The following is a 22,015-nucleotide window of genomic DNA, read 5'->3' as shown; positions in this document are numbered from 1 at the left end:
TCAGCGAGAGCCGATTGCTGTCGGCGAGTTGCACGTCTTCACACCTGTCGTTCGAGCGGGGAGGAACTGCAAGTAGAGCACTGCGTCCGCGACGAGCACCGGGCCGGGGTGCGGGAACTTTCCCTCCGCTTGCCGCGTTGCCGGAGGTGACCTGATCGTTTGATGTGTGGGACGGCGGCGCTGCCGCCGTCGGGGGAAGTGAGCAACCCATGGCCATGGTGGGCCTGTTCTGGATCGTCGAGGGCGACGTGTACGTGGGCGCGAAGCCGTCCGGGCCCGCCCCCGGGGTGCGGCTGACCTCCGAAGGCGTGGTGGGGCTCGGCGACGGGCAGTCCGGCCTGCATCTGTGGGAGGACGTGCGGGCCCTGACCGTGGGCGGAGTACCCGTGAAGTCGCTGATGCGGCAGGTCGGCGCGGTCGCGGAAGTGGCCTTGGCGACCGTGCAGGAGCTGGCCCTGCCCATGGGGATGGGCCCGGAGGTCGAGGCGCCTCCGCTGATGACGGTGTGCGTGGACGCGGCCGACGGCGAGTACGAGTTGGGGGCGTACTCCGCCGCGGCCGTCGGCTACTCCCAGACCGAGGCCGATCTCTCCCGCGAGCTGCTGTCCCGTCTCACCGAGGGCGCCGCGACGATGCAGACGACGCTGGCGGCGATGTCGGAGTGGGGCCGTGCCTGGGAAGGCGGGTCGGCGCCCAGGAAGACCGAGCGGGAGGAGCTGCTGCGGGGCTGGCTGGGCTAGGGCCTGTCCGGCCGGCCCCGTCCGGCCCGCGGTAACTCCTGTGGCCCCGGTGGCGGTGCGGTGTCCGTACCGACGCGCCACCATCGAGGTGCACGGGCGCAGCAGGGGAGTGCCGGGCGGACACCGGGACACGCGGGATACGAAGGAGGCGGCCAATGGCAGCAGGATGGGAGCCCCGGCCTCCGGAGTACACCGACGAGGACGAGTTCCGGCCGCCCCTGGACATCCCCCCTCCGGGGCGGCAGCGCCGCTGGACGGTGCTGCTGCGCTGGCTGCTGCTCCTGCCGCAGTTCGTCGTCGTCGCCGTCCTGTCCTTCGCCGCGTTCTTCGTCACCGTGGCGGGCTGGTTCAGCGCCCTGGTCCTGGGCCGTCTGCCGGACGGGATCGGGTCGTTCCTCGGTGCGGTGCTCGCCTATCAGACCCGGGTCATGGCGAGCTCCGCCCTGCTCGTCGACCGATATCCGCCGTTCGCCTTCGACGCGCCCGACTACCCCGTCCGCATCGAGCTCCGCGGCACCCCGCTCAACCGCCTCGCCGTGCTGTTCCGGCTGTTCCTGATGATCCCGGCACAGATCGTCAGCAGCCTCGCGCAGTCCGGCTGGTTCGCGGTCAGCTGGGTGTTCTGGCTGATCGGAATCGTCCTGGGACGTCTCCCCGAACCCGTCTTCGGCGCCACCGCGGCCGTCGTCCGCTACCGGATGCGGCTGTCCGCGTACGCGATGATGCTGACCCCCGTCTACCCCAAGGGCATCCTGGGCGACGACGCCCCGTCCCCGGTCCCGGCCCCCGCGCCGATCCCGGCCCCGGCACCTGCCGCGCCCCGGCAGCGTTCCGCCACGCGCCCCCTGCTCCTGGACACCTCCGCGAAGGTCCTGGTCTGGCTCTTCCTCCTGCTGGGACTCGCGGGCCAGATCACGTCCGGGACGATCGACTACGACGACTACGACGACCACGACGACTACCACCCGAACGCGGCCGCGGCGGCCCGCTGACCGCCAGGCGCCGGGCCGGCCCGTTCACCCTCGGCCCAGCGCCCCCCGCCCAGCGACCTCCGCCGTTGGTTCAGATCCCGCTGACCTTCGCCTTCGCCGCGATCTCGTACGCCAGGGTCACCGTCCGCCGGCCGCCCGGCGCGAGAGGCACGTCCCAGCGGGCGATGCCGTCGGCGTCGACCGCGTCCGGCACCGGCGAGCAGGAGTCCTTCAGGAGGCGTACCTCCACGGACGCCACCTCGGAGACCGGGATCCGCTCCCGCACCGCGATCACGCGGTCGCCTTGTTCGCCGGGCGCCGAGAACCGGGACACGTGCAGCCGTACCGTACGGGTGACGACGGTCCGCTGGGACAGGCCCGCGGTCTCGCGGGACTCCTCGGCGCGGCGGACGACCCGGTGGTCGTCGCAACTGCCGAAGGCGAGCTCGACAGGGGCGCCGGGAGGGGTGAAGTCCAGGGTGCCGCGCCCGCTGAAACCGTGGCCGCGAACCAGGTCGACCGGCCCGGCGAGCAGTGCGTGGCCCGACTGGTTGTCGAACCGTACGACCTGGGTGACCAGCGGCGAAAGCTCCGGCGAGCAGGCGTTCTCGCTGCGCGCGGGCGTGGTGAAGGAGGAGAGCCGCACCCGGTGGGCGCGCCCGTCCGAGGGCACGGAGACGGGCGCGGGGGAGTGCAGCACGCGCGTCTCGCCGCCGTCGTCCACGCCCGGCAGGCCCAGCACCGGCAGCGGACCGAGGTCCGCGGTCCGCTCCTCACGCAGTTCGACGTCGACGGTACGGCGCTCCGCCGCCGTGCGGTCCTTGAGGGTCAGCCGGTCCTCGACGAGCCGCGGCGGCTCACCGGCCAGCGCGGAACGGGCCGTCGACAGCGTCAGGCGTACGTCCGACCAGTCCTCGCCGGTCCGCTGCCAGACCACCGCGTCGGTCTCCAGCGTCAGCCCGTCCCCGTCGAGCACGGCGCGGTAGGCGGGCCGCCACAGCGCGCACGGAGTGAGGTGGGTCAGTCGCAGCCGGGCCGGTCCGGTCGCCGTGGCTTCGACGGTCAGCTCGACATGTCCGAGCAGCTCGGCGGGTTCCTCTTCGGCGACTTCGAGGGCCCGCTCGGTGTCCGCCTGCTCCGCGCCCAGCGACACCAGCCGGGCCTCGACGACGCGGAGCTCCTCGGCGTACGTGTCGCGCTCCTCGTCCACCCGGTCCAGCTCGCCGGCCCAGCGCGCCGGGTCCGTCTCACCGGCCCCGGCGCCCTCGCCGATCTCCCGCAGCAGGTCGGCGGCGAGCCGGCCGAGCAGCTCCAGCCGGGTCCGCAACCGGTCGCGCCGCCCGTCGAGCGCGAACCGCTCCTCCGCCAGGGCGCGCAGACGCCGGCGCAGCGCGGAGTCCTCGTCCGCGTCCGGCAGCGGACCGCGCGGAGTCCAGGTGCGGACGATCCGGACGTCGAGCACGGCGGCGGGGTGATCGGCGGTCAGTTCGGCGTGCAGCGTACGGTCGACGGCCAGCGCGCTGACCGGCCCGAGCCGCAGCCGCTGCACCCCCGGGCGCAGTTCGAGCACGGCGGCGCGCTCGATGAGCGCGCGGTCCTCCAGACAGGTGACTGCGGTGACGGGCAGCGCGAGGGGGCCGACCGGGGTGACCGGTGCGACCGGATCGGCGGGGCCGGTCGGGTCGACGGGCCCGTTGGGGTCGACCGGGTCGGCCGGCGTGGGCGTGTTCATCGTGGACATGAAGGCTCAGCTCCTGCGGTTGCCATCGACGAGGGCCTTGCCCGCCGGGATGCGGATCTCGTAGCCGCCGTCGAGGGCGGTGGTGCCGCCGGCGGGCAGGTCCACCCGCCAGAGGCGGGTGCCCGGGGCGTGCTGCTCGGGCCCGGCCCCGTCGTCGGGCGCCGCCCAGTCGGCCCGTTCCTCGATCCGTACGTCCGGTTCGGACGTGACCGGCACCCGCTCGCGCACCTCCACGGTGACCGGCCGCGGCAGCCGGTTGGCCAGCTCCACGTGGACGCGGTGGTCGAGGACGGTCGTGTTGTTGCGCAGACCCGCGGTCGACTCGTTCATGTGCGTACGGCGGGTCACCCGGATGCCCTCGGCCGGCCCGAGCCCCACCCGCCGCACCCCGCCGGGCGCCAGCGTGGGCAGCGCGGCGGTCAGCAGGAAGTCGTCGTCGACGGTGACCTCCACCGGGCCGGCGAGCAGCGCCTGGTCGGAGGCGTTGGACAGCACGAGCGTCGCGTACACGGCCGGTTCCACGGACGGCACGCACAGGTACTCGGTCCGCAGACCGACCGCGATCTCGCCCACGGTGACCGTGTGCCAGGTGCCGTCCGACGGGATGTCCGCGCGGGCGGCGGCGTCGAAACGGTGGTCGAAGGAACCGGCCGACTCCCGTGGCCGCACGGCGTGCCCGGGCAGCGGCAGCGCCGCCACGGCCTCGGCGCGCCGCCGGAACTCGGCGGCCACCGGGTCGAACGGCGCACCGGGAAACAGCCGGCCGCGGCGGGTCCCCGGCTCGTCCGGACCGCACAGTTCGAGGGCGGTGTAGTCCAGTTCGGCGCCGCTCGGCTGCGGCGGACCGGCCGGCGGCGGCGCGGCGGGGGCCGGGACAGGGGCAGGGACCACGACGGAGGCCGGTACCGGTGGCGGCGGGGGAGCGGCGCCGGGGGCCGCCGGGCCGCCGGGAGCCGCCGGGCCGCGGGGAGCGGCCCGGTACGCACCACCGGGCGGGGGCGGGCCGCCGTACCCCTGCGGCACCGGTGCCGGTACGGGCGCGGCTGCCGGCACGGATGCCGGCGCGGCCAACGGCGGCGGGGGCGGCGGTGGCGGGACCGGCATGGCGGGGCCACCTGCGGCACCGCCGACGGGTACCGGCGCGGCGGCGGCCGCACCCGGACGGCCGCGGTCCAGCGGGCGGGGGCCCTGCGCGTCGTACCCCGTGAACAGATCCACGAGCCCCGCCGGCGGCTCCCGCCAGCCGGCCGGCGCCGGAGCGGGCTGACTGCGCCCGATCCGCAGCGAGCCGAGCCTGGGCAGGTCGGTGCGGCGCCGCAGGTCGGCCGTGGCGAACGCCACGCGCACGCCCGTCCAGTCCTCGCCGGTCCGCTGGGCCACCGACGCGCGCAGCACCAGACGGCCGCTGCCGTCGCCCTGACGGTGGCTCAGCCGGTAGGCCGGCACCCAGACCGCGCCCGGCACGCCGTACTCGACCTCCAGCTCCACCTCGTCGCCCGCCTCACCGTTCAGGGTCAGCACCGCGCAGACGGTGGCGTCGACATACCCGGACGGCGCGTCGGTCGAGGCGCGGGCGAGCCGGTCCTCGGCGACGCCCAGCTCGTGCTCGGCGCGCCGCAGCGCCTCCTCCAGCTCCGCCAGCCGGGCGTGCAGACCCGTCAGCCGCGCGTCGACGAAGTCCGCGAGCTCCAGCCACGCCTCGACGGGCGTACGCCGGTGCGGGTCCTCGCGCTTGCGGCCCGGCGGCACCGGCCGCAGCCCGCCGACCTCCTCGATCAGCCCCAACTGCCGGTCCCGACGGGCCCGCGCCGCGGCGTACGCGTCACGCAGCCGCTCCACCTCACGCCGCCCCGTGCCGTTCCGCGCACCGCCGGCCGGCCCGGCCTCCACCTCCACCCGGGCCTCGGTGACCCGGGTGCCCGACCCGCCGAGCACCCGCGCCCGCAGCGAGCCGGGATCCAGCGCCCTCGGCAGCCCCGCGACCCGCACCCGCCGTCCGTCCGTCGGTACGACACCCCACGCCAGCCGCCGGCACAGCGCGCCCTGCGCGTACACCACCACCGCGTCCAGGACCGAATCCCACCGCCGCGCCGACTCCACCGTCATCTCCCCGCCCCACCGCCGTTTCCGTGCCGACCGTGCCGATCGAACCCTATGCCGCCACGGGGGGTCGATGTCAGTGGGCCGTCGTACGGTCTGACCATGAGCACCTCCGACGAAGTCCGCGCGCTCGCGCTCGCGCTGCCCGAGACGACCGAGAAGGAGGCATGGTCCATGCCCACCTTCCGCGTCGCCGGAAAGATGTTCCTGACCCTCCCCGAGAACGAGACCTCGATGGCGGTCCGCTGCCCCAAGGTGGAACGCGACGAACTGGTCCTGGCCGAGCCCGACAAGTTCTGGATCGCCGGCCACGAGGCGTCCTTCGCCTGGGTCCGGGTGCGCCTGGCCGCCGTCGACGACGCGGACGAACTGCGGGCGATCGTCCTCGACTCCTGGCAACAGGCGGCACCGCCCCGCTTGCTGAAGGAACACCCGGACCTCGCGCCGCGGGTGTAGTGGGGGCGGGTCGACCCCGGCGGTGCGTCCACGGCCGCGTGTTACGTTCGCGGCTTCGGACGACCGGGAGCGTGTGTGGTGACGGAAGCGACGAGTCCGCAGGCGAAATCCGAGGCCAAGCCCGAGGCCAAGCCCAGGCCCCGGGTGCGGAGGCAGCCGCAGCAGGCGCGGAGCCGGGCTCGGGTCGAGGCGATTCTTGCCGCGGCCGATCGGATCCTGGCGCGCGAGGGATACGAGGCGCTGACGATGCGGCGGGTCGCCGAGGAGGCGGGGGCCCCGGTCGGGAGCATCTACCAGTTCTATCCGGACAAGGGCGCTGTCGTGGACGCGCTCGGGCAGCGGTATCTGGACGGGTTCAAGACGGCCATCGACGGGCTCGTCGAGCGGGCCGTCAAGGGTGAACTGACCGACCTGGTCGGCACGATGGTCGACGTTTACGCCGAGCTGTTCCGGTCCCAGCCGGGCGGCATGGCGCTGTGGGCCGGGCGGCATCTCAGCCCCGAGCTGGCCAGGGCCGACGAGGCCAGCAACGCGCTCATCGCCGAGGGCCTGGAGCGCATCGTCGAGCAGGTGACCGGCAGGCCCGGTGGGGAGCCGCTCCGGCGGGCGGCGCGGATGGTGGTGTGGGCGGCCAATGCCGTGCTGCACGAGGTGTTCAAGGGCGGCGGCGAGCCGGACCTGGGAACCGTCGACGAGCTCAAGCGGATGCTGAACTCCTACTGGGAGGACCTGCGCGGCCGGCTGGCCACCGCAGGCGACTGAGGGCCGCGGAGTCCACCGAGGCGGCCCTTCACGCCCATAGAACGTGAACATTTGTTCATGTTATGGTGCCGCCCGCCCCGGACGGAAGGCTGCGCCCATGACCACCGGCTCCACCGGCTCCACCGAACCGCCCCGACTTCCCCGATTCCCCGCCGACTTCGTCTGGGGTGCCTCCACCGCCGCCTACCAGATCGAGGGCGCCGCCGACGCGGACGGCAAGGGCGCCTCGATCTGGGACACCTTCGTCCGCCGCCCCGGCGCCGTCCGGGACGGGCACACCGGCGACGTCGCCTGCGACCACTACCACCGGCTCGACGAGGACGTCGCACTGATGCGGCGGCTCGGGCTCGACGCGTACCGCTTCTCGCTCTCCTGGCCGCGGATCCTGCCGACCGGCGCCGGCGAGGTCGAGCCGCGTGGCCTCGACTTCTACGACCGCCTCGTCGACGCGCTGCTCGACGCCGGGATCGAACCCACCCCGACCCTGTTCCACTGGGACCTGCCGCAGGCGCTCGAGGACGAGGGCGGCTGGCTGAACCGCGAGACCGCGCACCGTTTCGGAGAGTACGCGGCCGTGGCCGCCGAGCGGCTCGGCGACCGCGTCAAGCGGTGGATCACCCTGAACGAGCCCTTCGTGCACATGTCGTTCGGCTACGGATTCGGCGTCCACGCCCCGGGCCGCGCCCTGATGCTGGACGCCCTGCCCGTCGCGCACCACCAGCTCCTCGCCCACGGCCTCGCGACCGCGGCGCTGCGGGCCGCCGTGCCGGACGTGGAGGTGTTGATCGCCAACAACTGCACACCGGTCCGCCTCCGCTCCGACGCGCGTTCGGACGAGGACCTCGCCGCGGCCTCGGCGTACGACATCCTGCACAACCGTCTCTTCAACGACCCTCTCCTGAGAGGGAGTTATCCCGACCTGTCGGCGTACGGGACGACCGACCCGACCTGGGGAGGCGTGGTCCGTGACGGCGACCTCGCCACCATCGCCGCCCCGCTCGACGGCCTCGGCATCAACTACTACAACCCGACCTGGGTCACCGCCCCCGCCGATCCGGCCGCCGGGCTGCCCTTCGACCTCGCCGAGCCGGAACAGTCGTACCCGCGCACCGCGTTCGGCTGGCCGGTCGTCCCCGACGGGCTCACGGAACTGCTCACCGGCCTCAAGGCCCGCTACGGCGATGCGCTCCCGCCTCTGTGGATCACCGAGAACGGCTGCTCGCAGCCCGCCGGGACACAGGACCAGGCGCGTATCGACTACCTCGCCGGACACATCGCCGCGATCGCCCGGGCCATGGCCCAAGGCGTCGACATGCGCGGCTACTTCACCTGGTCACTGCTCGACAACTTCGAATGGGCCGAGGGCTACCACCAGCGGTTCGGACTGGTCGAGGTCGACTTCGCCACCCGACTGCGCACGCCCCGGGCGAGTTTCGACTGGTACCGCAACCTGATCGCCGCCCAGCGGCCCTGACCGACGGAGTCACCATGGCCCAGGCCCTCGCGGGGGACCCGGCGGACCCGGCAGGCTCGACGGACCCGGCCGGCTCGGCCGGCGAAGCCGGTGCCGCCGTCTTCGCCGAGCCCAGCCTCCCGGTCACGCCCGGCTGGACGACAGGCCTCTCGCTGGCCACGCTCGCCGTCTTCATGGCGTTCATGACGCCCATCCAGATTCTCCTGCCGCTCCAGCTGGAGCACATCGACCCGCACGACAAGAACGCCGCGCTCTCGCTCGTCACCGGCCTCGGCGCACTCGTCGCGGTGGTGGCCAATCCGCTCGCCGGCGCCTGGTCGGACCGGACCACGAGCCGCTTCGGCCGCCGCCGGCCCTGGATCCTCGGCGGCGCCCTCGCCGGCGCGGCGGGGCTGGCGGTCACCGCCGCGCAGCACACCGTCGCCGGGGTCGCCGTCGGCTGGTGCCTCGCGCAGGCCGGCCTGAACGCGATGCTCGCCGGTGTCACCACCCCCGTCGCCGACCGCGTGCCCCTCGCCCAACGCGCGCAGGTCTCCGGCTGGACCGGCCTCATGCAGTCCTTCGGCCTGGTCCTCGGCGCACTGATCACCGCTCTGCTGATCACCGGCGTCACCTCCGGCTACGCCACCCTCGCCGTGCTCACCGTCGCCCTCGCCCTCCCGTTCGTGCTGCGCCACGGCGAGCCCGCGCTGCCCCGGGATCTGCGCCCCGCCTTCGACGCCCGCGCCTTCGCCCGCTCGTTCTGGGTCAGCCCCCGCCGGCACCCCGACTTCGGCTGGGCCTGGCTCACCCGCTTCCTGATCAACCTGGGCAACGCCCTCGGCACCCTCTACCTCTTCTACTTCCTCGCCGACGCCGTCCACTACGACGACCCGGGCACGGGCGTGCTGATCCTCACCGTCGTCTACACGCTCTGCGCCGCGGCCACGGCCATCCCCGTCGGGGTCCTCTCGGACCGGGCCGGCCGCCGCAAGACCTTCGTCGTCGCCTGCTCCCTGGTCATGGCCGCCGCCGCGCTGCTGCTCGCCCTGGTCCACACCTGGCCGTCCGCCCTCGCCGCCGCGGCGGTCCTGGGCGCCGGCTACGGCATCTACCTCGCCGTCGACCAGGCCCTGGTCACCCAGGTCCTGCCCGAGGCCGCGGACCGCGCCAAGGACCTGGGCGTCATCAACATCGCCAACTCCGGCCCCCAGGTCCTCGCCCCCGCCCTCGCCTCCCCGGTCATCGCCCACCTCGGCGGCTACACCGGCCTCTACACCGCGGCCGCCGTGGTCACCCTCGCCGGCGGCCTCCTCGTCCGCCGCATCCGCGGAGTCGCCTGACGAAGACGGAACTCCCGGACGGAGCCTGCGTGACACTGACGTAACCCCTGGACGAGCCCTCCTGACCAGCGCATCTATGGTGAGGGGCATGCAGCCGACCGTCCATGCCCTCGCCCACCGGCCCCTGACCGCCGAAGCCGTCGCCGAATTCCTGGGGTTGCCGGCCGCCCCGCCGGTCCCCGAGGACGCGGACGCCGTGGACGAGGAGGCGCGGCGGCGGGGATGGGAGTGGGAGGACCAGCTGGTCTGCGAGTCCTATCGCACCGCCCACGGGCATGTGATGTGCAGCGAGACGTTCAGCCCGTTCGGCGACCCGGACGCCCGCGCCTTCCTCGTCTTCGGCGAGCTGTACCCGGTGGACCCGCACGACGAGCGCATGGCCAACGGGCCATGGCTGAACGGCCTGCTCGACGCCTGGGAGAAGCAGCCCGGCTGGACCGGCCGCCGGCCCTGCACCGAGCAGGACTGCGAGGAAGTCCTCGCCCAGGCCGCCCAGGTGGTCAGCGCCCATCTCGGCGCGCCTCCCGAACGTACGGTGCTGTCCTCGGCGGCCGTCGCGACCGGACCGGACCTGACCCAGCGCATCTGGCGCACCGCCACCCACGCCGTCGTTCTGGGCCCGGCCGCCGACAACGGCCCGTACGGCTATCTCACCCACCTCCAGCTGTCGTGCACCCCGCTCACCGCCGCTCCCGAACTGCCGCCCGCGGACGACGAGGACGGCCTGATCCGCTGGATCACCGCGCACGTCGACTGGTGACCGCGGCGCGGTGCCGGGACGGTGCCGGGGACGCGCTGCTTGGACGCCGTGCCGCAGCCGCGCCGCAGCCCCGCGTCTCGGCCGAACGGGTTCTCGCGGACCCGGCCCTGCCTGTCGGGCCGGGATCCGGCCCGGACCGCGACTACGGTCCCGTCCGTGGTCCCCATCGACGAGGAGACGTTTCCCAGCGGTGTCCTCCGCGGGGAGACGGCGCAGGACATCGCCCGACTGTCGGACCCCGGCCCGACCGCCGTCATCCTGGCCCGGGGTGAACGTCCGTGCTGGCTGGACGAGTTGGCCGAGCTGGTGGTCGCACGTCGGCTCGTCATCGCCCGTACCACGCTGGCCGCGGTCTCCCGCGACGAGTTCGCCGACTGGGCCCGCACGGCCCTGGCCCGTACGGACGGGGCGGTCGCTCGGGCGCTGCTCGACGACATGACGGGGATCGTGGAGCAGGTGACGGCCACGACGCGGGTGCGGCGCGTGATGGTGCGGGTCTTCACCGAGGCACCCACCCGCCGCTGCGGGTTCCACGTCGACACGGTTCCGCCGCAGGCGCCCACGACCGGTGCCGTACGGGTCTACAACGGGCCGACGACCGAGTACGTGGCGTGCGACGACGTCGTGAGCATGAAGGACTTCTACGCGTATCTGTCCCGCCGGGAGCGGATGGCGCGGGAGGCCGGGGCCGGGGCCTGCGGCTCCTGTGGCGAGGCGACGCCCGGTGCGGCGCTCGGGCCGCTGGTCGCCATGGACGAGACGCCGTCGTTCCTGCGGCCGCGGGCCGTCGTGCACCGGGTGCCGCCGGACGCGACCGTGTACTTCCGGCACATCGACGTGCGACGGCACTGGTCGCCGCATCCCGTGACGGACGCGTGGATCCACCGGTCACCCATGGAGGGACCGTCGCGGCTGGTCCTCAACGTGTCCCCGGCTCAGCGGGTTCCGGCAGGCCCCGGTCGGAGGCGAGCAGCACATGGCTGAGGGCCGGCAGCGATGGATCGAGGGCGCGCAGCAGCCGGAGGACGCGGGCGCCCGCGCGGGCCGGCCCGTGATGGGCCAGGAACCAGGAGCGCGGCCGGCGCGCGCCGCCGACCGCCTCCAGAACGGCGCGCACCACGTCGTCCTCGCCGTCGAAGAAGACGCCGGTGAAGGGGTTGACGTACTGCCAGCCGCCCAGGATCGCCCGGTTGACGACGACGGGCACGTCCAGGCAGAGCGCCTCGGCGAGCACCCTCGGCGACGCGTCGAGAACGGCCGGTACGAACAGGCAGCGCGCGGCCGAGACCACGGCGAGCAGCAGGTGCCACTCCAGCGGCCCCGTCAAGGTGACGCCGGGCGCCGGGTCCGCGTCGGGCGGGGCGTCGACGACCAGGATCCGCAGGCCGGTCTCCGCGGCCAGCCGGCGCAGGCAGCGTGCGGCGAGCGGCCAGTTCTTGGCCCGCTGCCGCCAGGGTTCCGCACCCGATACGTGGACCACGTCCGCGAGCAGTTCCGGCGGCAGCGCCCCGGTCGCCGGGCGAAGGCCGACCCGGCGCGGGTCGACGCGGAGCGGGTCGGTGAAGTCGGACTCGCTCACCAGGGCCCGTGGCCCGTTCGGCGGCAGGAAGCGGTCCGGGTCCCGGAAGCAGTGCAGCCACGCTTCGCAGAGCAGCCCGTAGTCGCGCTCGTCACGGAACTCCGCGCCCGGGAAACCCAGATAGCTCGTGGCGCCGACGAAGCGACAGCCCTCGCGGGCGAGCCGGCTCAGCCGCGCGTGCTGGGCGTGCGTGACGACGGGAGCCCGGACCACCACCCACGGCAGTGCCTCGCCACCCGGCCCGGTCACCCGCAGAAACGGCGCCCCCGAGGCGAGGTCCACCCGTCGTCCTTCCACACAGGCCGCAGAGGCACCACCGGCCGCAGAGTTCACGGCGACCACACAGGCCTCACCGGCCGCACAGGTCACACCGGCCCCATCAGGACCGACCCAGCGAGATGACAGGAGAGGCCATGACCCAGCCCATCAGACGCGACTTCTTCACGGATCGCAACGGCGCCACGCGGATCGAGATCTTCGACGAGCTCAGCGACACCGCGAAGGCCGCCCTGTACGCCTTCTTCCGGCGCACGGGCGCACCGCACCTCATGGACGAGGTGGTGCTGCCGCTGTTCCACGACGGAGACTCGCAGATCTTCGCCGCGGTCCGTGACCGGCCGTGGCCGCCGTGGGGTCTGGGCGCGCGCAACATCGTCGCGGTGCTGCAGACGCACCTCGTCTCCGACGGATGCTGGGGACTGAGCCCGGTGCACGTCGCCGACGAGGACCTGACGAACACGGGCCTGCACGCCGCCCTGTACAAGGAGGCGCTCGAGACGCTGGCCGTCGACCCCGGCGCCCAGGTGCACTACCTCGTCGCCGAGGAGTCGAGGCTCGTCGACCTGGCCATGCGCCGTGCCGGCTTCGAGCGCACCGAGGACGTCTTCCTCACCGAGGCGGCGCGCTATCTGACGTACCGCGCACCGGCCCGCGAACTGCTGAAGAACCTGGGCCTGGCCGGCGCCGACTCGGTCGACGTGCTCGCGGGCGCGGTCGCCGACGACGTGTTCGAGCGCAACGCGGCCTTCCACGGGACGGTCTATCTGGGATCGCGGGCGGAGTGGACGGTGGACCGGGTCACCGTCGCGTCGGAGATCGCCCGACTGGTGCGCGGCGGCCACTACAGCAAGCCGGCGGGCGTGCCCACGGGGACCGGGCGGTACGAGCGCGACGTCATCGACGAGGTCGCCCAAGGCGTACGGGAATTCCTCACCGTCGCGGAGCAGGACGACCTCCTCCGGTACGTCCTCGACCGGGAGTCCGATTTCAAGGCGGCCACGATCCAGCCGCGCGGGCCGGGCGCGGCGGTGGTGGACGAGCGGGTCCGCCGCAGCTCGGTCCTCCGTGATCTCGGTCCTTTCGAGGCACTGTTCACGGAGCGCATCAAGGAGCAGCTGGAGGCGGTACGGGCCCGCCTCGGCTTCCCGGCGTTCCCGCTGGGCCCCATCGAGCTCCAGGTGACGGCCAACGGCGACCGGGACTACTTCGGCATGCACCGTGACAGCGACGACGGGGACACCCGCGAGCTCACGTTCGTCTACTTCTTCTCCACCGAACCGCGCCAGTTCTCGGGCGGGGAGCTGCGCGTCTTCGAGACGGTCGTCGAGGACGGGCGGATCGTCCCCACGGACCGCAGCCAGACCATCGTGCCGCGCACGAACCTCGCCGTCTTCTTCCCGAGCCGGCACGACCACGAGGTGCTGCCCGTCCGCGTGCCGAGCAAGGCGTTCGCCGACAGCCGGTTCAGCGTGACCGGCTGGATCCACCGGACGTGAGCGGCCGACCGGACGGGCGGGGCGAGGTCACGGCGTGGTCCGTGGTGGGCCACGTGGCGCTCCCGCCCGGCCCGGCGAGGCGGGCCGCGCGCGAGGCCCACCACGGCCCCTTCCCCGACGTGCCGGAGCTGCTGGCCCGCGCCGTGCGGGCCGACGCCCGGGGAGTGCGCGCCCGCTACCTCTTCGCCTCGGCGGGGGCGGCCGCGGAGTTCTCCGCGTTCCCCGCCGGCCGCGACCCCGCTCTGGCCCGGCTGGGGACACCGGCCACCGGCCCGGTACGCGCCGTCCCGGCGGACTCGTTTCCGTCGGCCGCATGCTCGGCGGCCCCGTTGCCCGCTGCCCCGCTTCCCGCGGCTTCGTTCCCGGCGGCCACGTTCCCCGCCGGCCCGCTTCCCCCGGCCTCGTTCCACGCCCGCCCGCTCCCCCCGGACCCGCTGGCGGCGCCCGTCATCATCGTGTCCCCGCCCCGTTCTGGCAGTACCGCGCTGTTCGACGCCCTGGCCCGAAACCCCGCCCTCTGGACGGTCGGCGGCGAGAGCGAAGGGGTGATCGAGGGCGTGCCCGGACTCCATCCGGCGGCCCGTGGCTACGCCTCGCACGCGCTGGACGCCGAGGACGCCACGGCCTGGGGAGAGGCCGTGCGGGCCGGGTTCCTGGCCGAACTGCGCGATGCGGGAGGAAGCCGCCGGCCCGGGACCGGCGGTCCTGGGACCGCGCCGCCGCCCCGACTCCTGGAGAAGACCCCGGAGAACAGCCTGCGGCTTCCCTTCCTGCTGCGGCTGTTCCCCGATGCCACGGTCGTCCATCTGCGCCGCGACGCCCGCGACACGGTGGCCAGCATGGTGCGGGCCTGGCGGCATCCGGGCTTCGTCAACATCCCTGATCTGCCCGGCTGGCCACGCGGGGCCTGGCACCTGCTGCTGCCACCGGGCTGGCGCGACTGGGCCGGCGAGGACCTCGCGCGGATCGCGGCCCGGCAGTGGGCCGCCGCCGTGGAGGCGATCCTCGACGCCCGGGACCTCCGGCCCGCCGGCCGCTGGGTGGACGTCGACTACGCCGAACTGCGCGCCGCACCGGCCCGTACGCTGCGATGGCTGGAGTCGGCCCTGGGCCTGCCCGCCGGGCCCCAGGGCCGGGACCTGCCGCTGTCGGCCACGACGATCAGCCCGCCGCGCCCCGGCAAATGGCGCACCACACCCGGCTTCGACCCGTCGGCGCTCGACGCCGTGCGGCACACCCTGCGCCGCCTCACGAACGGACGCACCACGATGCCCGAGAGAACGATGCCCCAGACATCCCGCCCGGCCCGACCTGACCGCGCCTCTCCGGAGGCCCCCGGCCACAACCCCTCCTTCGCCTGCTGGCTTCACGAGACCGACCCCGGCGAACTCCCGGACCGTGGCGGGCTCCCGGACCACGGCGAACTGCCTGACCACGGCGCCGGAGACGGCACGGTGCTCGATCCGGCGGCGGTGCTCCAGGCAGGCGTCACCATCCCCCTGGGCATGGCGCGCCGGACCCGCTTCCGCGACCGCTTCCTGCCCGGCCGCCCGATCCTGTGGACCGACGAGCCCGAGACCGGCGCCCTCGTCCCGTACTGGGTGCGGTTCGAGGACTTCTGGGCGCTGCGCGAACTCACTCCCGGGCGTCCCCTGCCGCCCGGCTTCCCGGACCCGCTGCGCGCCGCCCTCGCCGGAGCCGGTGCGCTGGGCACGGCGGAGACGCGTGCGCGACGGACGGCGCGGGCCGAGGCGGCGCAGGCCGAAGGCGCCGAGGAGTTCGGGCGCACGGATGTCTGCGGGATGGGCCGCCTCGTACGCCCCGGGCACCGCGAGGCGCTGCTCGACTACTACGAGCGGCTCATCGCGGAGGGCTCGTGGCCGCTCGGCGACGCGCAGGTGAGGGGCCGGTACGGCTGGTACAACGAGTCGTTGTCGCGCTTCTTCCACCATCAGTTCAGCGCTCTGGTGGGCCGCCTCGCCGGCCGGCCGGTACGGCCGTCTTACTCCTACGTCTCCGCGTACCGCGGCGGCGCCGTCCTGGACCGGCACGTCGACCGCGAGCAGTGCGAGTTCACGGTGTCCCTGCTGCTCGGCGAGTCCGGACCGGGAATCCCGGGCGGCTGGCCGCTGCTCCTCGACAGCGCCCGTGGACGGCTGTCCCTGGTGCAACGCCCCGGCGAGGCCGTGCTCTTCAGGGGCACCCAGGTGCCGCACTGGCGCCCGCCCCTGCCGGACGGGAGCACCCACACCTCCCTGTTGTTCCACTACGTCCCGGCCGAGTTCTCCAGGACCCTGTACTGAACGGGCTACTGCGGGTCGAGCAGGCCGACGTGCCGGGCCTCGGCCTCCGCCACCTGCGGGGCGATCCGCTCCCAGCGGGTGACCGTCCGCCGGCCCGCCGGCCGCACGGCCCGTGTCCGGGCACGGGTGAAGCCGTCGGGCACCGCTCCCGTACCGAACATCACCTCGGCGGCAGCGGCGGTCACCAGCATGTCCCACACGAGGTGGACGCGGGCCGTGGCCCCGGCGTTCGTGGCCGCGTGCACACAGCCGTGGTTGACCAGGTAGACGGTTCCGGCCTCCAGGCGGTGGACGTCGCCGTCGAGCAGCAGCGTGGCCGCCGGGCCGGTGACCAGCGGCAGATGGAAGCGGGCCCGCACACCCACGGTCCCGGCCCGCGACCGCACCACGCTGTGCTCCTCGTGCGGCGCGAGCGACGCCCCCGCGCCGAGCACGTTGACCCGGAAGTTGACCAGGTGCGGCAGCGCCCCGGCCAGCGAGGCCAGGGCGGGGTAGCGCGTGCGGTCGTGGAAGCGTTTGCCGAAGCAGGACAGGTCGTGATCCCGGGAGAAGTCGTCGCAGCGGCCGGACGCGTTGAGCAGACTGAACTGCTCCACCCGGCCGCGCGGACCGGCCCAGGCCGTCACATGGCCCGGCGCGCCGGCCAGCGAGGGGGAGTGCCGGGCGCGGAGCCGCTCCACCTCCGCGACGAGGCCGCGGAGGGTCGGGGCGTCCGCGTGGAACAGCCGCAGGCAACGGACGCCGGGGCGGTGGTAGTTCGCGTCCCGGATGCCGCGCAGGACCAGCAGCGGATCCGGATCGCCGTCATGGGTGTGGCCGTGGCCGGTCATCGGAAGGGGCACCTCTCCAGGAGCAGGTCCAGGTCCGGCAGGTCCGCCGGGAGCGTCGCGAAATCGCCCAGCGCGACCGGGTCGAGGCCCGCGCCGACGGGGCCGACGGACACCGGTGGCGGCACCGGCACTCCGACCGAGAGGAAGTAGTCGTGGAACTTGCTGTCGTCGCCGCTGGGCAGGTCACGGAACCTGATCCAGACGGCGGGGATCCCGTAGGCGTGGCTGAGGACGATGCCGTGGAGGCTCGACGAGGCGACCAGACGGGCAGCCGTCAACTGCTCCACGACGTCCTCGACGCCGCCCTGCACGTCGACGATCCGCCAGCCCCCCGGAACGCCGCGGCGGGCCCGGGCCTTGTCGGCGAAGTGCGGGACGACCGCGAGCCGGCCGCCCGCCCGGACGGGACGCCGCGGCAGGAACCTCGGCACGAGCAGCCCCGGGTCGCCGTAGACCGGGGGACACACCGCACCCGAGCGCAGGGCCGCCTCCCGGGTGAGCGGGCCCCGGACGGCGAGCAGTTCGGCCCGGGGGTCGACGTACTCGCCGGCCTCCATCACCCCGGCTCCCCACACCACGCAGCCCGGCCCCGCGAGCGCGACCACGCTGCCCGTGACGAAGTGCTTGCGACCGGGCGCGTGCGGAGCGACCCATCGGGCCGGGGCGCCGGCGATCCTGCGGATCAGCCACGGAGTGAGCCGGTCACCGACGTTGCCCTGGCTGGGCACCCGGCACCAGAAGGCGGCTACGGTCTCGGACACGTCGGTCACTGTAGCCAGCGGACGGCCCTGTTCATCCGTACCTACCACCGGGATGTCACCTGGCTGAGGTACGCCCTGGCGGCCATCGAGCGGTGGTGCCACGGCTTCGCCGAGGTCGTCGTGGTCACGCCGCGCACCGGCTCGGCCGCGGTGCGCCGGGCGGTCGGCGGCGACGTACGGCTGAGCGTCTGCCCGGACTACCGGGACGACTACCTGGGGCAGCAGGTGAGCAAGCTGTACGCGGACGAGATCACGGACGCCGACCTGATCTGCCACGTCGACTCGGACGTCGTCTTCACCCGTCCTGTCTCGCCTGCCGATCTGCTCGACGCCGGCCGGCCGTGGATCGTCCGCCGGGCGGTCTCCCGACTCGGCCGGCACCGCCCCTGGCTCGCCCCGACGGAGGAGTTCCTGGGCCGCCCGGTCGCCTACGACTTCATGCAGCAGCCGCCCTTCACCTATCCGCGGCTGCTCTACCCGGAAGTGCGCGCCCTGTCCCTGGAACGTCACGGGATCCCGCTGGACCGCTACGTGGCAGGGCGGCCGCCTGGGGGCTTCTCCGAGTTCAACGTCCTCGGCGCCCACGCCCACGCCGCCCACCGCACCGAGTTCGCCTGGTACGACGCCGACGGGGACGCCGGCGCCGGCGCGGAAACGGCCGCGGTGCGCGTACCGCGGCTGTGCCGGTGGTACTGGAGCAGGGGAGGCATCGACGCAGTCCTGCGTCGCGAACTCGAGGAAGTCACTGGTTGGTGAAGGGATCACAATGTTCCGCAAGGTGCTGGTAGCCAACCGCGGGGAGATCGCGATTCGCGCGTTCCGCGCCGGCTACGAACTGGGGGCGCGCACCGTCGCCGTGTTCCCGCACGAGGACCGAAACTCGCTGCACCGGCTGAAGGCCGACGAGGCGTACGAGATCGGGGAGGAAGGGCACCCCGTACGGGCGTACCTCTCCGTGCCGGAGATCATCCGGGCGGCCCGCCTGGCCGGCGCCGACGCGGTCTACCCCGGGTACGGATTCCTGTCCGAGAACCCGGAACTCGCGCGCGCGTGCGAGGAGGCGGGCATCACCTTCGTCGGCCCGGACGTGCGCACCCTGGAACTGACCGGCAACAAGGCGCGCGCGGTGGCCGCCGCCCGCGCCGCCGGCGTACCCGTGCTCGGCTCCTCGGCTCCCTCCACCGACGTGGACGCACTGGTCGCCGCCGCCGAGCACATCGGCTTCCCCGTCTTCGTCAAGGCCGTCGCGGGCGGTGGCGGCCGCGGCATGCGCCGGGTCGAGGACCCGGCGACGCTGCGCGAGTCGATCGAGGCGGCGGCCCGCGAGGCCGAGTCCGCCTTCGGCGACGCCACCGTCTTCCTGGAGAAGGCCGTCGTCGACCCCCGCCACATCGAGGTGCAGATCCTCGCCGACGGCGAGGGAAACGTCATCCACCTGTACGAGCGCGACTGCTCCGTGCAGCGCCGCCACCAGAAGGTGATCGAGCTCGCGCCCGCCCCGAACCTCGACCCGGCCGTCCGGCAGCGCATCTGCGACGACGCCGTGCGGTTCGCCCGCCGGATCGGCTACCGCAACGCGGGCACCGTGGAGTTCCTCCTCGACCGCGACGGCAACCACGTCTTCATCGAGATGAACCCGCGCATCCAGGTCGAGCACACGGTGACCGAGGAGGTCACCGACATCGACCTGGTGCAGTCCCAGCTGCGCATCGCCGCCGGCGAGACCCTCGCCGACCTGGGCCTGACGCAGGAGTCCGTCGTGCTGCGCGGCGCCGCGCTGCAGTGCCGCATCACCACCGAGGACCCGGCCAACGGCTTCCGCCCGGACACCGGCATGATCAGCGGCTACCGCTCGCCGGGCGGCTCCGGCATCCGGCTCGACGGCGGCACCACCCACGCCGGCACGGAGGTCAGCGCCCACTTCGACTCGATGCTGGTCAAGCTGACCTGCCGTGGCCGGGACTTCCGGGCCGCCGTCGGCCGGGCCCGGCGCGCGGTCGCCGAGTTCCGCATCCGGGGCGTGTCCACCAACATCCCCTTCCTCCAGGCCGTGCTCGACGACCCGGACTTCCAGGCCGGGCACGTCACGACCGCCTTCATCGAGCAGCGGCCGCACCTGCTCACCGCGCGCCACTCGGCCGACCGCGGCACGAAGCTGCTCACCTACCTCGCCGACGTCACCGTGAACAAGCCGCACGGCCAGCGGCCCGAACTGATCGCCCCGACCGCCAAGCTGCCCCCGCTGCCCGCCGGCGCGCCGCCGGCCGGCTCGAAGCAGCGGCTCACCGCGCTCGGCCCGGAGGGCTTCGCGCGCGGCCTGCGCGCCTCGCCGACCATCGGCGTCACCGACACCACCTTCCGCGACGCCCACCAGTCGCTCCTCGCCACCCGGGTCCGCACCAAGGACCTGCTCGCCGTCGCCCCGACCGTCGCGCACACCATGCCGCAGCTGCTCTCCCTCGAATGCTGGGGCGGCGCCACCTACGACGTCGCACTGCGCTTCCTCGCCGAGGACCCCTGGGAGCGTCTTGCCGCGCTGCGCGAAGCCGTACCGAACATCTGTCTGCAGATGCTGCTGCGCGGCCGCAACACCGTCGGCTACACCCCCTACCCGACCGAGGTGACCGACGCCTTCGTGCAGGAGGCCGCCGCCACCGGGATCGACATCTTCCGGATCTTCGACGCGCTCAACGACGTCGACCAGATGCGGCCCGCCATCGACGCCGTACGGGAGACCGGGACGGCCGTCGCGGAGGTCGCGCTCTGCTACACCTCCGACCTCTCCGACCCGGCGGAGAAGCTCTACACCCTCGACTACTACCTGCGGCTCGCCGAGAAGATCGTCGCCGCGGGCGCCCACGTGCTCGCGGTCAAGGACATGGCCGGCCTGCTGCGCGCCCCCGCCGCCGCCACGCTCGTCTCCGCGCTGCGCCGGGAGTTCGGCCTGCCGGTGCACCTGCACACCCACGACACCGCGGGCGGCCAGCTCGCCACCTACCTCGCGGCGATCCAGGCCGGCGCGGACGCCGTGGACGGCGCCGTGGCCTCCATGGCCGGCACCACCTCGCAGCCCTCGCTGTCGGCGATCGTCGCCGCGACCGACCACTCCGACCGGCCCACCGGACTCGACCTGCAGGCGGTCGGCGACCTGGAGCCGTACTGGGAGAGCGTCCGCAGGATCTACGCCCCCTTCGAGGCCGGTCTCGACTCGCCGACCGGGCGCGTCTACCACCACGAGATCCCCGGCGGGCAGCTCTCCAACCTGCGCACGCAGGCCCGCGCGCTCGGCCTCGGCGACCGCTTCGAGGACGTCGAGTCGACCTACGCCGCCGCCGACCGGATGCTGGGCCGGCTCGTGAAGGTCACGCCCTCGTCGAAGGTGGTCGGCGACCTCGCGCTGCACCTCGTGGGCGCCGGGGTGGCGCCCGAGGACTTCGAGGCGGCGCCGAACCGGTACGACATCCCCGACTCCGTCGTCGGCTTCCTCCACGGCGAGCTGGGCACACCGCCAGGCGGCTGGCCGGAGCCCTTCCGAACCAAGGCCCTGCAGGGCCGCGCCGGTCCCAAGCCGATCCCGCAGCTGACGGCGGAGGACCGCGAGGGCCTCGCCGAGGACCGGCGCGCCACGCTGAACCGGCTGCTCTTCCCCGGCCCGACGAAGGCGTACGAGGCCCACCGCCAGGCGTTCGGCGACACCAGCGTGCTCGACAGCAAGGACTTCTTCTACGGGCTGCGCCCCGGCAAGGAGTACGCCGTCGACTTCGGGCCCGGCGTGCGGCTGCTCATCGAGCTGGAGGCCATCGGCGAGGCCGACGAACGCGGCATGCGCACCGTGATGTCCACGCTCAACGGCCAGCTGCGTCCCATCCAGGTACGCGACAAGGCCGCGGCCGCCGGCCTCCCGGTGACCGAGAAGGCCGACCGCTCCGACCCCGGCCATGTCGCCGCGCCGTTCGCGGGTGTGGTCACGCTCGCGGTCGCCGAGGGCGACGAGGTCGAAGCCGGCGCGACGGTGGCCACCATCGAGGCGATGAAGATGGAAGCCTCGATCACGGCTCCGAGGAGTGGACGGGTGTCACGCCTCGCCATCAACCGTGTCCAGCAGGTGGAAGGCGGCGACCTGCTCGTCGAGCTCGCCTGAGGCAGTGGTGACCGGCAGTGGCCGGGGCGCGAGGGTCGCGTCCCGGCCACCGGGCCGGGACCGACCCGTCGGCGCCCACGCACGAGTCGCGGTCGGCCGGGTCGAAGCCGACGAGCCGCAACTGGCGGGAGAGCCTCCGCAGTTCGCCGGCCGATCTGCCGGCGCGGAGCGGGCGGGCCGGGACCCGGCCGGGACCCGGTAGGGACCCCGTGGGGCCGTTCGGCCCTGTCGGGTGCGGGCCCGCGCGCGTTGACTGCGGGTGGATCCCCGGCCCGCCGACGCTCCGGGAACCGGGCCGGG

At 74.0% G+C, this 22,015-nt stretch carries 17 protein-coding genes; 12 read left to right on the top strand and 5 right to left on the bottom strand.

Annotated features, from left to right (window positions below):
- The first annotated feature begins 209 nt into the window (after window positions 1-209).
- The gene (locus ACWEV0_RS25110) at window positions 210-740 is read left to right on the top strand and encodes a hypothetical protein (RefSeq protein WP_453151711.1); all 531 of its coding nucleotides are present in this window, start codon (window positions 210-212) and stop codon (window positions 738-740) included.
- A 155-nt stretch (window positions 741-895) separates the two neighbouring features.
- Window positions 896-1,732: a DUF4389 domain-containing protein gene (locus ACWEV0_RS25105; protein WP_453151710.1), complete on the top strand. Its 837-nt coding sequence runs from the start codon at window positions 896-898 to the stop codon at window positions 1,730-1,732.
- 70 nt (window positions 1,733-1,802) lie between these two features.
- Here the strand turns inward: ACWEV0_RS25105 and ACWEV0_RS25100 are convergent, their stop codons facing one another.
- Together ACWEV0_RS25100 and ACWEV0_RS25095 are read right to left on the bottom strand one after the other, a co-directional pair.
- Window positions 1,803-3,452 (bottom strand): mucoidy inhibitor MuiA family protein, encoded by a 1,650-nt coding sequence (locus tag ACWEV0_RS25100; protein ID WP_453151708.1) that lies wholly within the window; start codon window positions 3,450-3,452, stop codon window positions 1,803-1,805.
- Between the two features lie 6 nt (window positions 3,453-3,458).
- Window positions 3,459-5,558, bottom strand: a complete 2,100-nt coding sequence (locus tag ACWEV0_RS25095) for a DUF4139 domain-containing protein (RefSeq protein ID WP_453151707.1) — start codon at window positions 5,556-5,558, stop codon at window positions 3,459-3,461.
- Window positions 5,559-5,654: 96 nt separating this feature from the next.
- On the opposite strand from ACWEV0_RS25095, the gene ACWEV0_RS25090 reads away from it, so the two are divergent.
- The 6 genes from ACWEV0_RS25090 (at window position 5,655) to ACWEV0_RS25065 (ending at window position 11,310) form a co-directional block, all read left to right on the top strand.
- Entirely contained in the window at window positions 5,655-6,008 is a 354-nt protein-coding gene (locus ACWEV0_RS25090) for an MmcQ/YjbR family DNA-binding protein (protein WP_453151705.1), read from the top strand.
- A gap of 78 nt (window positions 6,009-6,086) precedes the next feature.
- Window positions 6,087-6,770 (top strand): TetR/AcrR family transcriptional regulator, encoded by a 684-nt coding sequence (locus tag ACWEV0_RS25085; RefSeq protein ID WP_453151704.1) that lies wholly within the window; start codon window positions 6,087-6,089, stop codon window positions 6,768-6,770.
- A 97-nt stretch (window positions 6,771-6,867) separates the two neighbouring features.
- Window positions 6,868-8,244 carry a GH1 family beta-glucosidase gene (locus ACWEV0_RS25080; RefSeq protein ID WP_453151703.1) on the top strand — a complete coding sequence of 459 codons (1,377 nt, stop codon included), beginning with the start codon at window positions 6,868-6,870 and terminating at the stop codon, window positions 8,242-8,244.
- 14 nt (window positions 8,245-8,258) lie between these two features.
- Window positions 8,259-9,566, top strand: coding sequence for an MFS transporter (locus ACWEV0_RS25075; protein ID WP_453151701.1), 1,308 nt, complete (start codon window positions 8,259-8,261; stop codon window positions 9,564-9,566).
- A gap of 88 nt (window positions 9,567-9,654) precedes the next feature.
- Window positions 9,655-10,326, top strand: coding sequence for a hypothetical protein (locus ACWEV0_RS25070; protein ID WP_453151700.1), 672 nt, complete (start codon window positions 9,655-9,657; stop codon window positions 10,324-10,326).
- 156 nt (window positions 10,327-10,482) lie between these two features.
- Window positions 10,483-11,310, top strand: coding sequence for a DUF1826 domain-containing protein (locus ACWEV0_RS25065; RefSeq protein ID WP_453151699.1), 828 nt, complete (start codon window positions 10,483-10,485; stop codon window positions 11,308-11,310).
- Here ACWEV0_RS25065 and ACWEV0_RS25060 read toward each other — a convergent pair.
- Window positions 11,246-12,187 carry a hypothetical protein gene (locus ACWEV0_RS25060; RefSeq protein ID WP_453151697.1) on the bottom strand — a complete coding sequence of 314 codons (942 nt, stop codon included), beginning with the start codon at window positions 12,185-12,187 and terminating at the stop codon, window positions 11,246-11,248. The two genes, ACWEV0_RS25065 and ACWEV0_RS25060, sit on opposite strands and share 65 nt — an antisense overlap.
- Window positions 12,188-12,318: 131 nt before the next feature.
- Between ACWEV0_RS25060 and ACWEV0_RS25055 the strand changes: the two genes are divergently transcribed.
- Window positions 12,319-13,680, top strand: coding sequence for a 2OG-Fe(II) oxygenase (locus tag ACWEV0_RS25055; protein ID WP_453151695.1), 1,362 nt, complete (start codon window positions 12,319-12,321; stop codon window positions 13,678-13,680).
- The gene (locus ACWEV0_RS25050; protein WP_453151694.1) at window positions 13,677-15,983 is read left to right on the top strand and encodes a sulfotransferase family protein; all 2,307 of its coding nucleotides are present in this window, start codon (window positions 13,677-13,679) and stop codon (window positions 15,981-15,983) included. The genes ACWEV0_RS25055 and ACWEV0_RS25050 overlap by 4 nt, the downstream gene beginning before the upstream one ends.
- A 5-nt stretch (window positions 15,984-15,988) precedes the next feature.
- Here ACWEV0_RS25050 and ACWEV0_RS25045 read toward each other — a convergent pair whose 3' ends face one another.
- Together ACWEV0_RS25045 and ACWEV0_RS25040 are read right to left on the bottom strand one after the other, a co-directional pair.
- Window positions 15,989-16,813: an aspartyl/asparaginyl beta-hydroxylase domain-containing protein gene (locus ACWEV0_RS25045; protein WP_453151693.1), complete on the bottom strand. Its 825-nt coding sequence runs from the start codon at window positions 16,811-16,813 to the stop codon at window positions 15,989-15,991.
- Window positions 16,810-17,574 carry a polysaccharide pyruvyl transferase family protein gene (locus ACWEV0_RS25040; RefSeq protein WP_453151692.1) on the bottom strand — a complete coding sequence of 255 codons (765 nt, stop codon included), beginning with the start codon at window positions 17,572-17,574 and terminating at the stop codon, window positions 16,810-16,812. Before ACWEV0_RS25040 ends, ACWEV0_RS25045 begins: the two co-directional genes overlap by 4 nt.
- 120 nt (window positions 17,575-17,694) lie before the next feature.
- Between ACWEV0_RS25040 and ACWEV0_RS25035 the strand changes: the two genes are divergently transcribed.
- Both ACWEV0_RS25035 and ACWEV0_RS25030 read left to right on the top strand, forming a co-directional pair.
- Window positions 17,695-18,330, top strand: coding sequence for a hypothetical protein (locus tag ACWEV0_RS25035; protein ID WP_453151691.1), 636 nt, complete (start codon window positions 17,695-17,697; stop codon window positions 18,328-18,330).
- Window positions 18,331-18,340: 10 nt separating this feature from the next.
- Entirely contained in the window at window positions 18,341-21,715 is a 3,375-nt protein-coding gene (locus ACWEV0_RS25030) for a pyruvate carboxylase (protein WP_453151690.1), read from the top strand.
- The last annotated feature ends 300 nt before the right edge of the window (window positions 21,716-22,015 follow it).

Source organism: Streptomyces sp. NPDC003943 (genome assembly GCF_053605265.1).
This window is presented reverse-complemented; position numbering and strand designations above follow the sequence as displayed.

Coding starts and splice junctions, on each gene's coding strand:
- ACWEV0_RS25110 (WP_453151711.1), top strand. CDS start 210: ATGGCCATGGTGGGCCTGTTCTGGATCGTCGAGGGCGACGTGTACGTG.
- ACWEV0_RS25105 (WP_453151710.1), top strand. CDS start 896: ATGGCAGCAGGATGGGAGCCCCGGCCTCCGGAGTACACCGACGAGGAC.
- ACWEV0_RS25100 (WP_453151708.1), bottom strand. CDS start 3,452: ATGTCCACGATGAACACGCCCACGCCGGCCGACCCGGTCGACCCCAAC.
- ACWEV0_RS25095 (WP_453151707.1), bottom strand. CDS start 5,558: ATGACGGTGGAGTCGGCGCGGCGGTGGGATTCGGTCCTGGACGCGGTG.
- ACWEV0_RS25090 (WP_453151705.1), top strand. CDS start 5,655: ATGAGCACCTCCGACGAAGTCCGCGCGCTCGCGCTCGCGCTGCCCGAG.
- ACWEV0_RS25080 (WP_453151703.1), top strand. CDS start 6,868: ATGACCACCGGCTCCACCGGCTCCACCGAACCGCCCCGACTTCCCCGA.
- ACWEV0_RS25075 (WP_453151701.1), top strand. CDS start 8,259: ATGGCCCAGGCCCTCGCGGGGGACCCGGCGGACCCGGCAGGCTCGACG.
- ACWEV0_RS25070 (WP_453151700.1), top strand. CDS start 9,655: ATGCAGCCGACCGTCCATGCCCTCGCCCACCGGCCCCTGACCGCCGAA.
- ACWEV0_RS25055 (WP_453151695.1), top strand. CDS start 12,319: ATGACCCAGCCCATCAGACGCGACTTCTTCACGGATCGCAACGGCGCC.
- ACWEV0_RS25045 (WP_453151693.1), bottom strand. CDS start 16,813: ATGACCGGCCACGGCCACACCCATGACGGCGATCCGGATCCGCTGCTG.
- ACWEV0_RS25030 (WP_453151690.1), top strand. CDS start 18,341: ATGTTCCGCAAGGTGCTGGTAGCCAACCGCGGGGAGATCGCGATTCGC.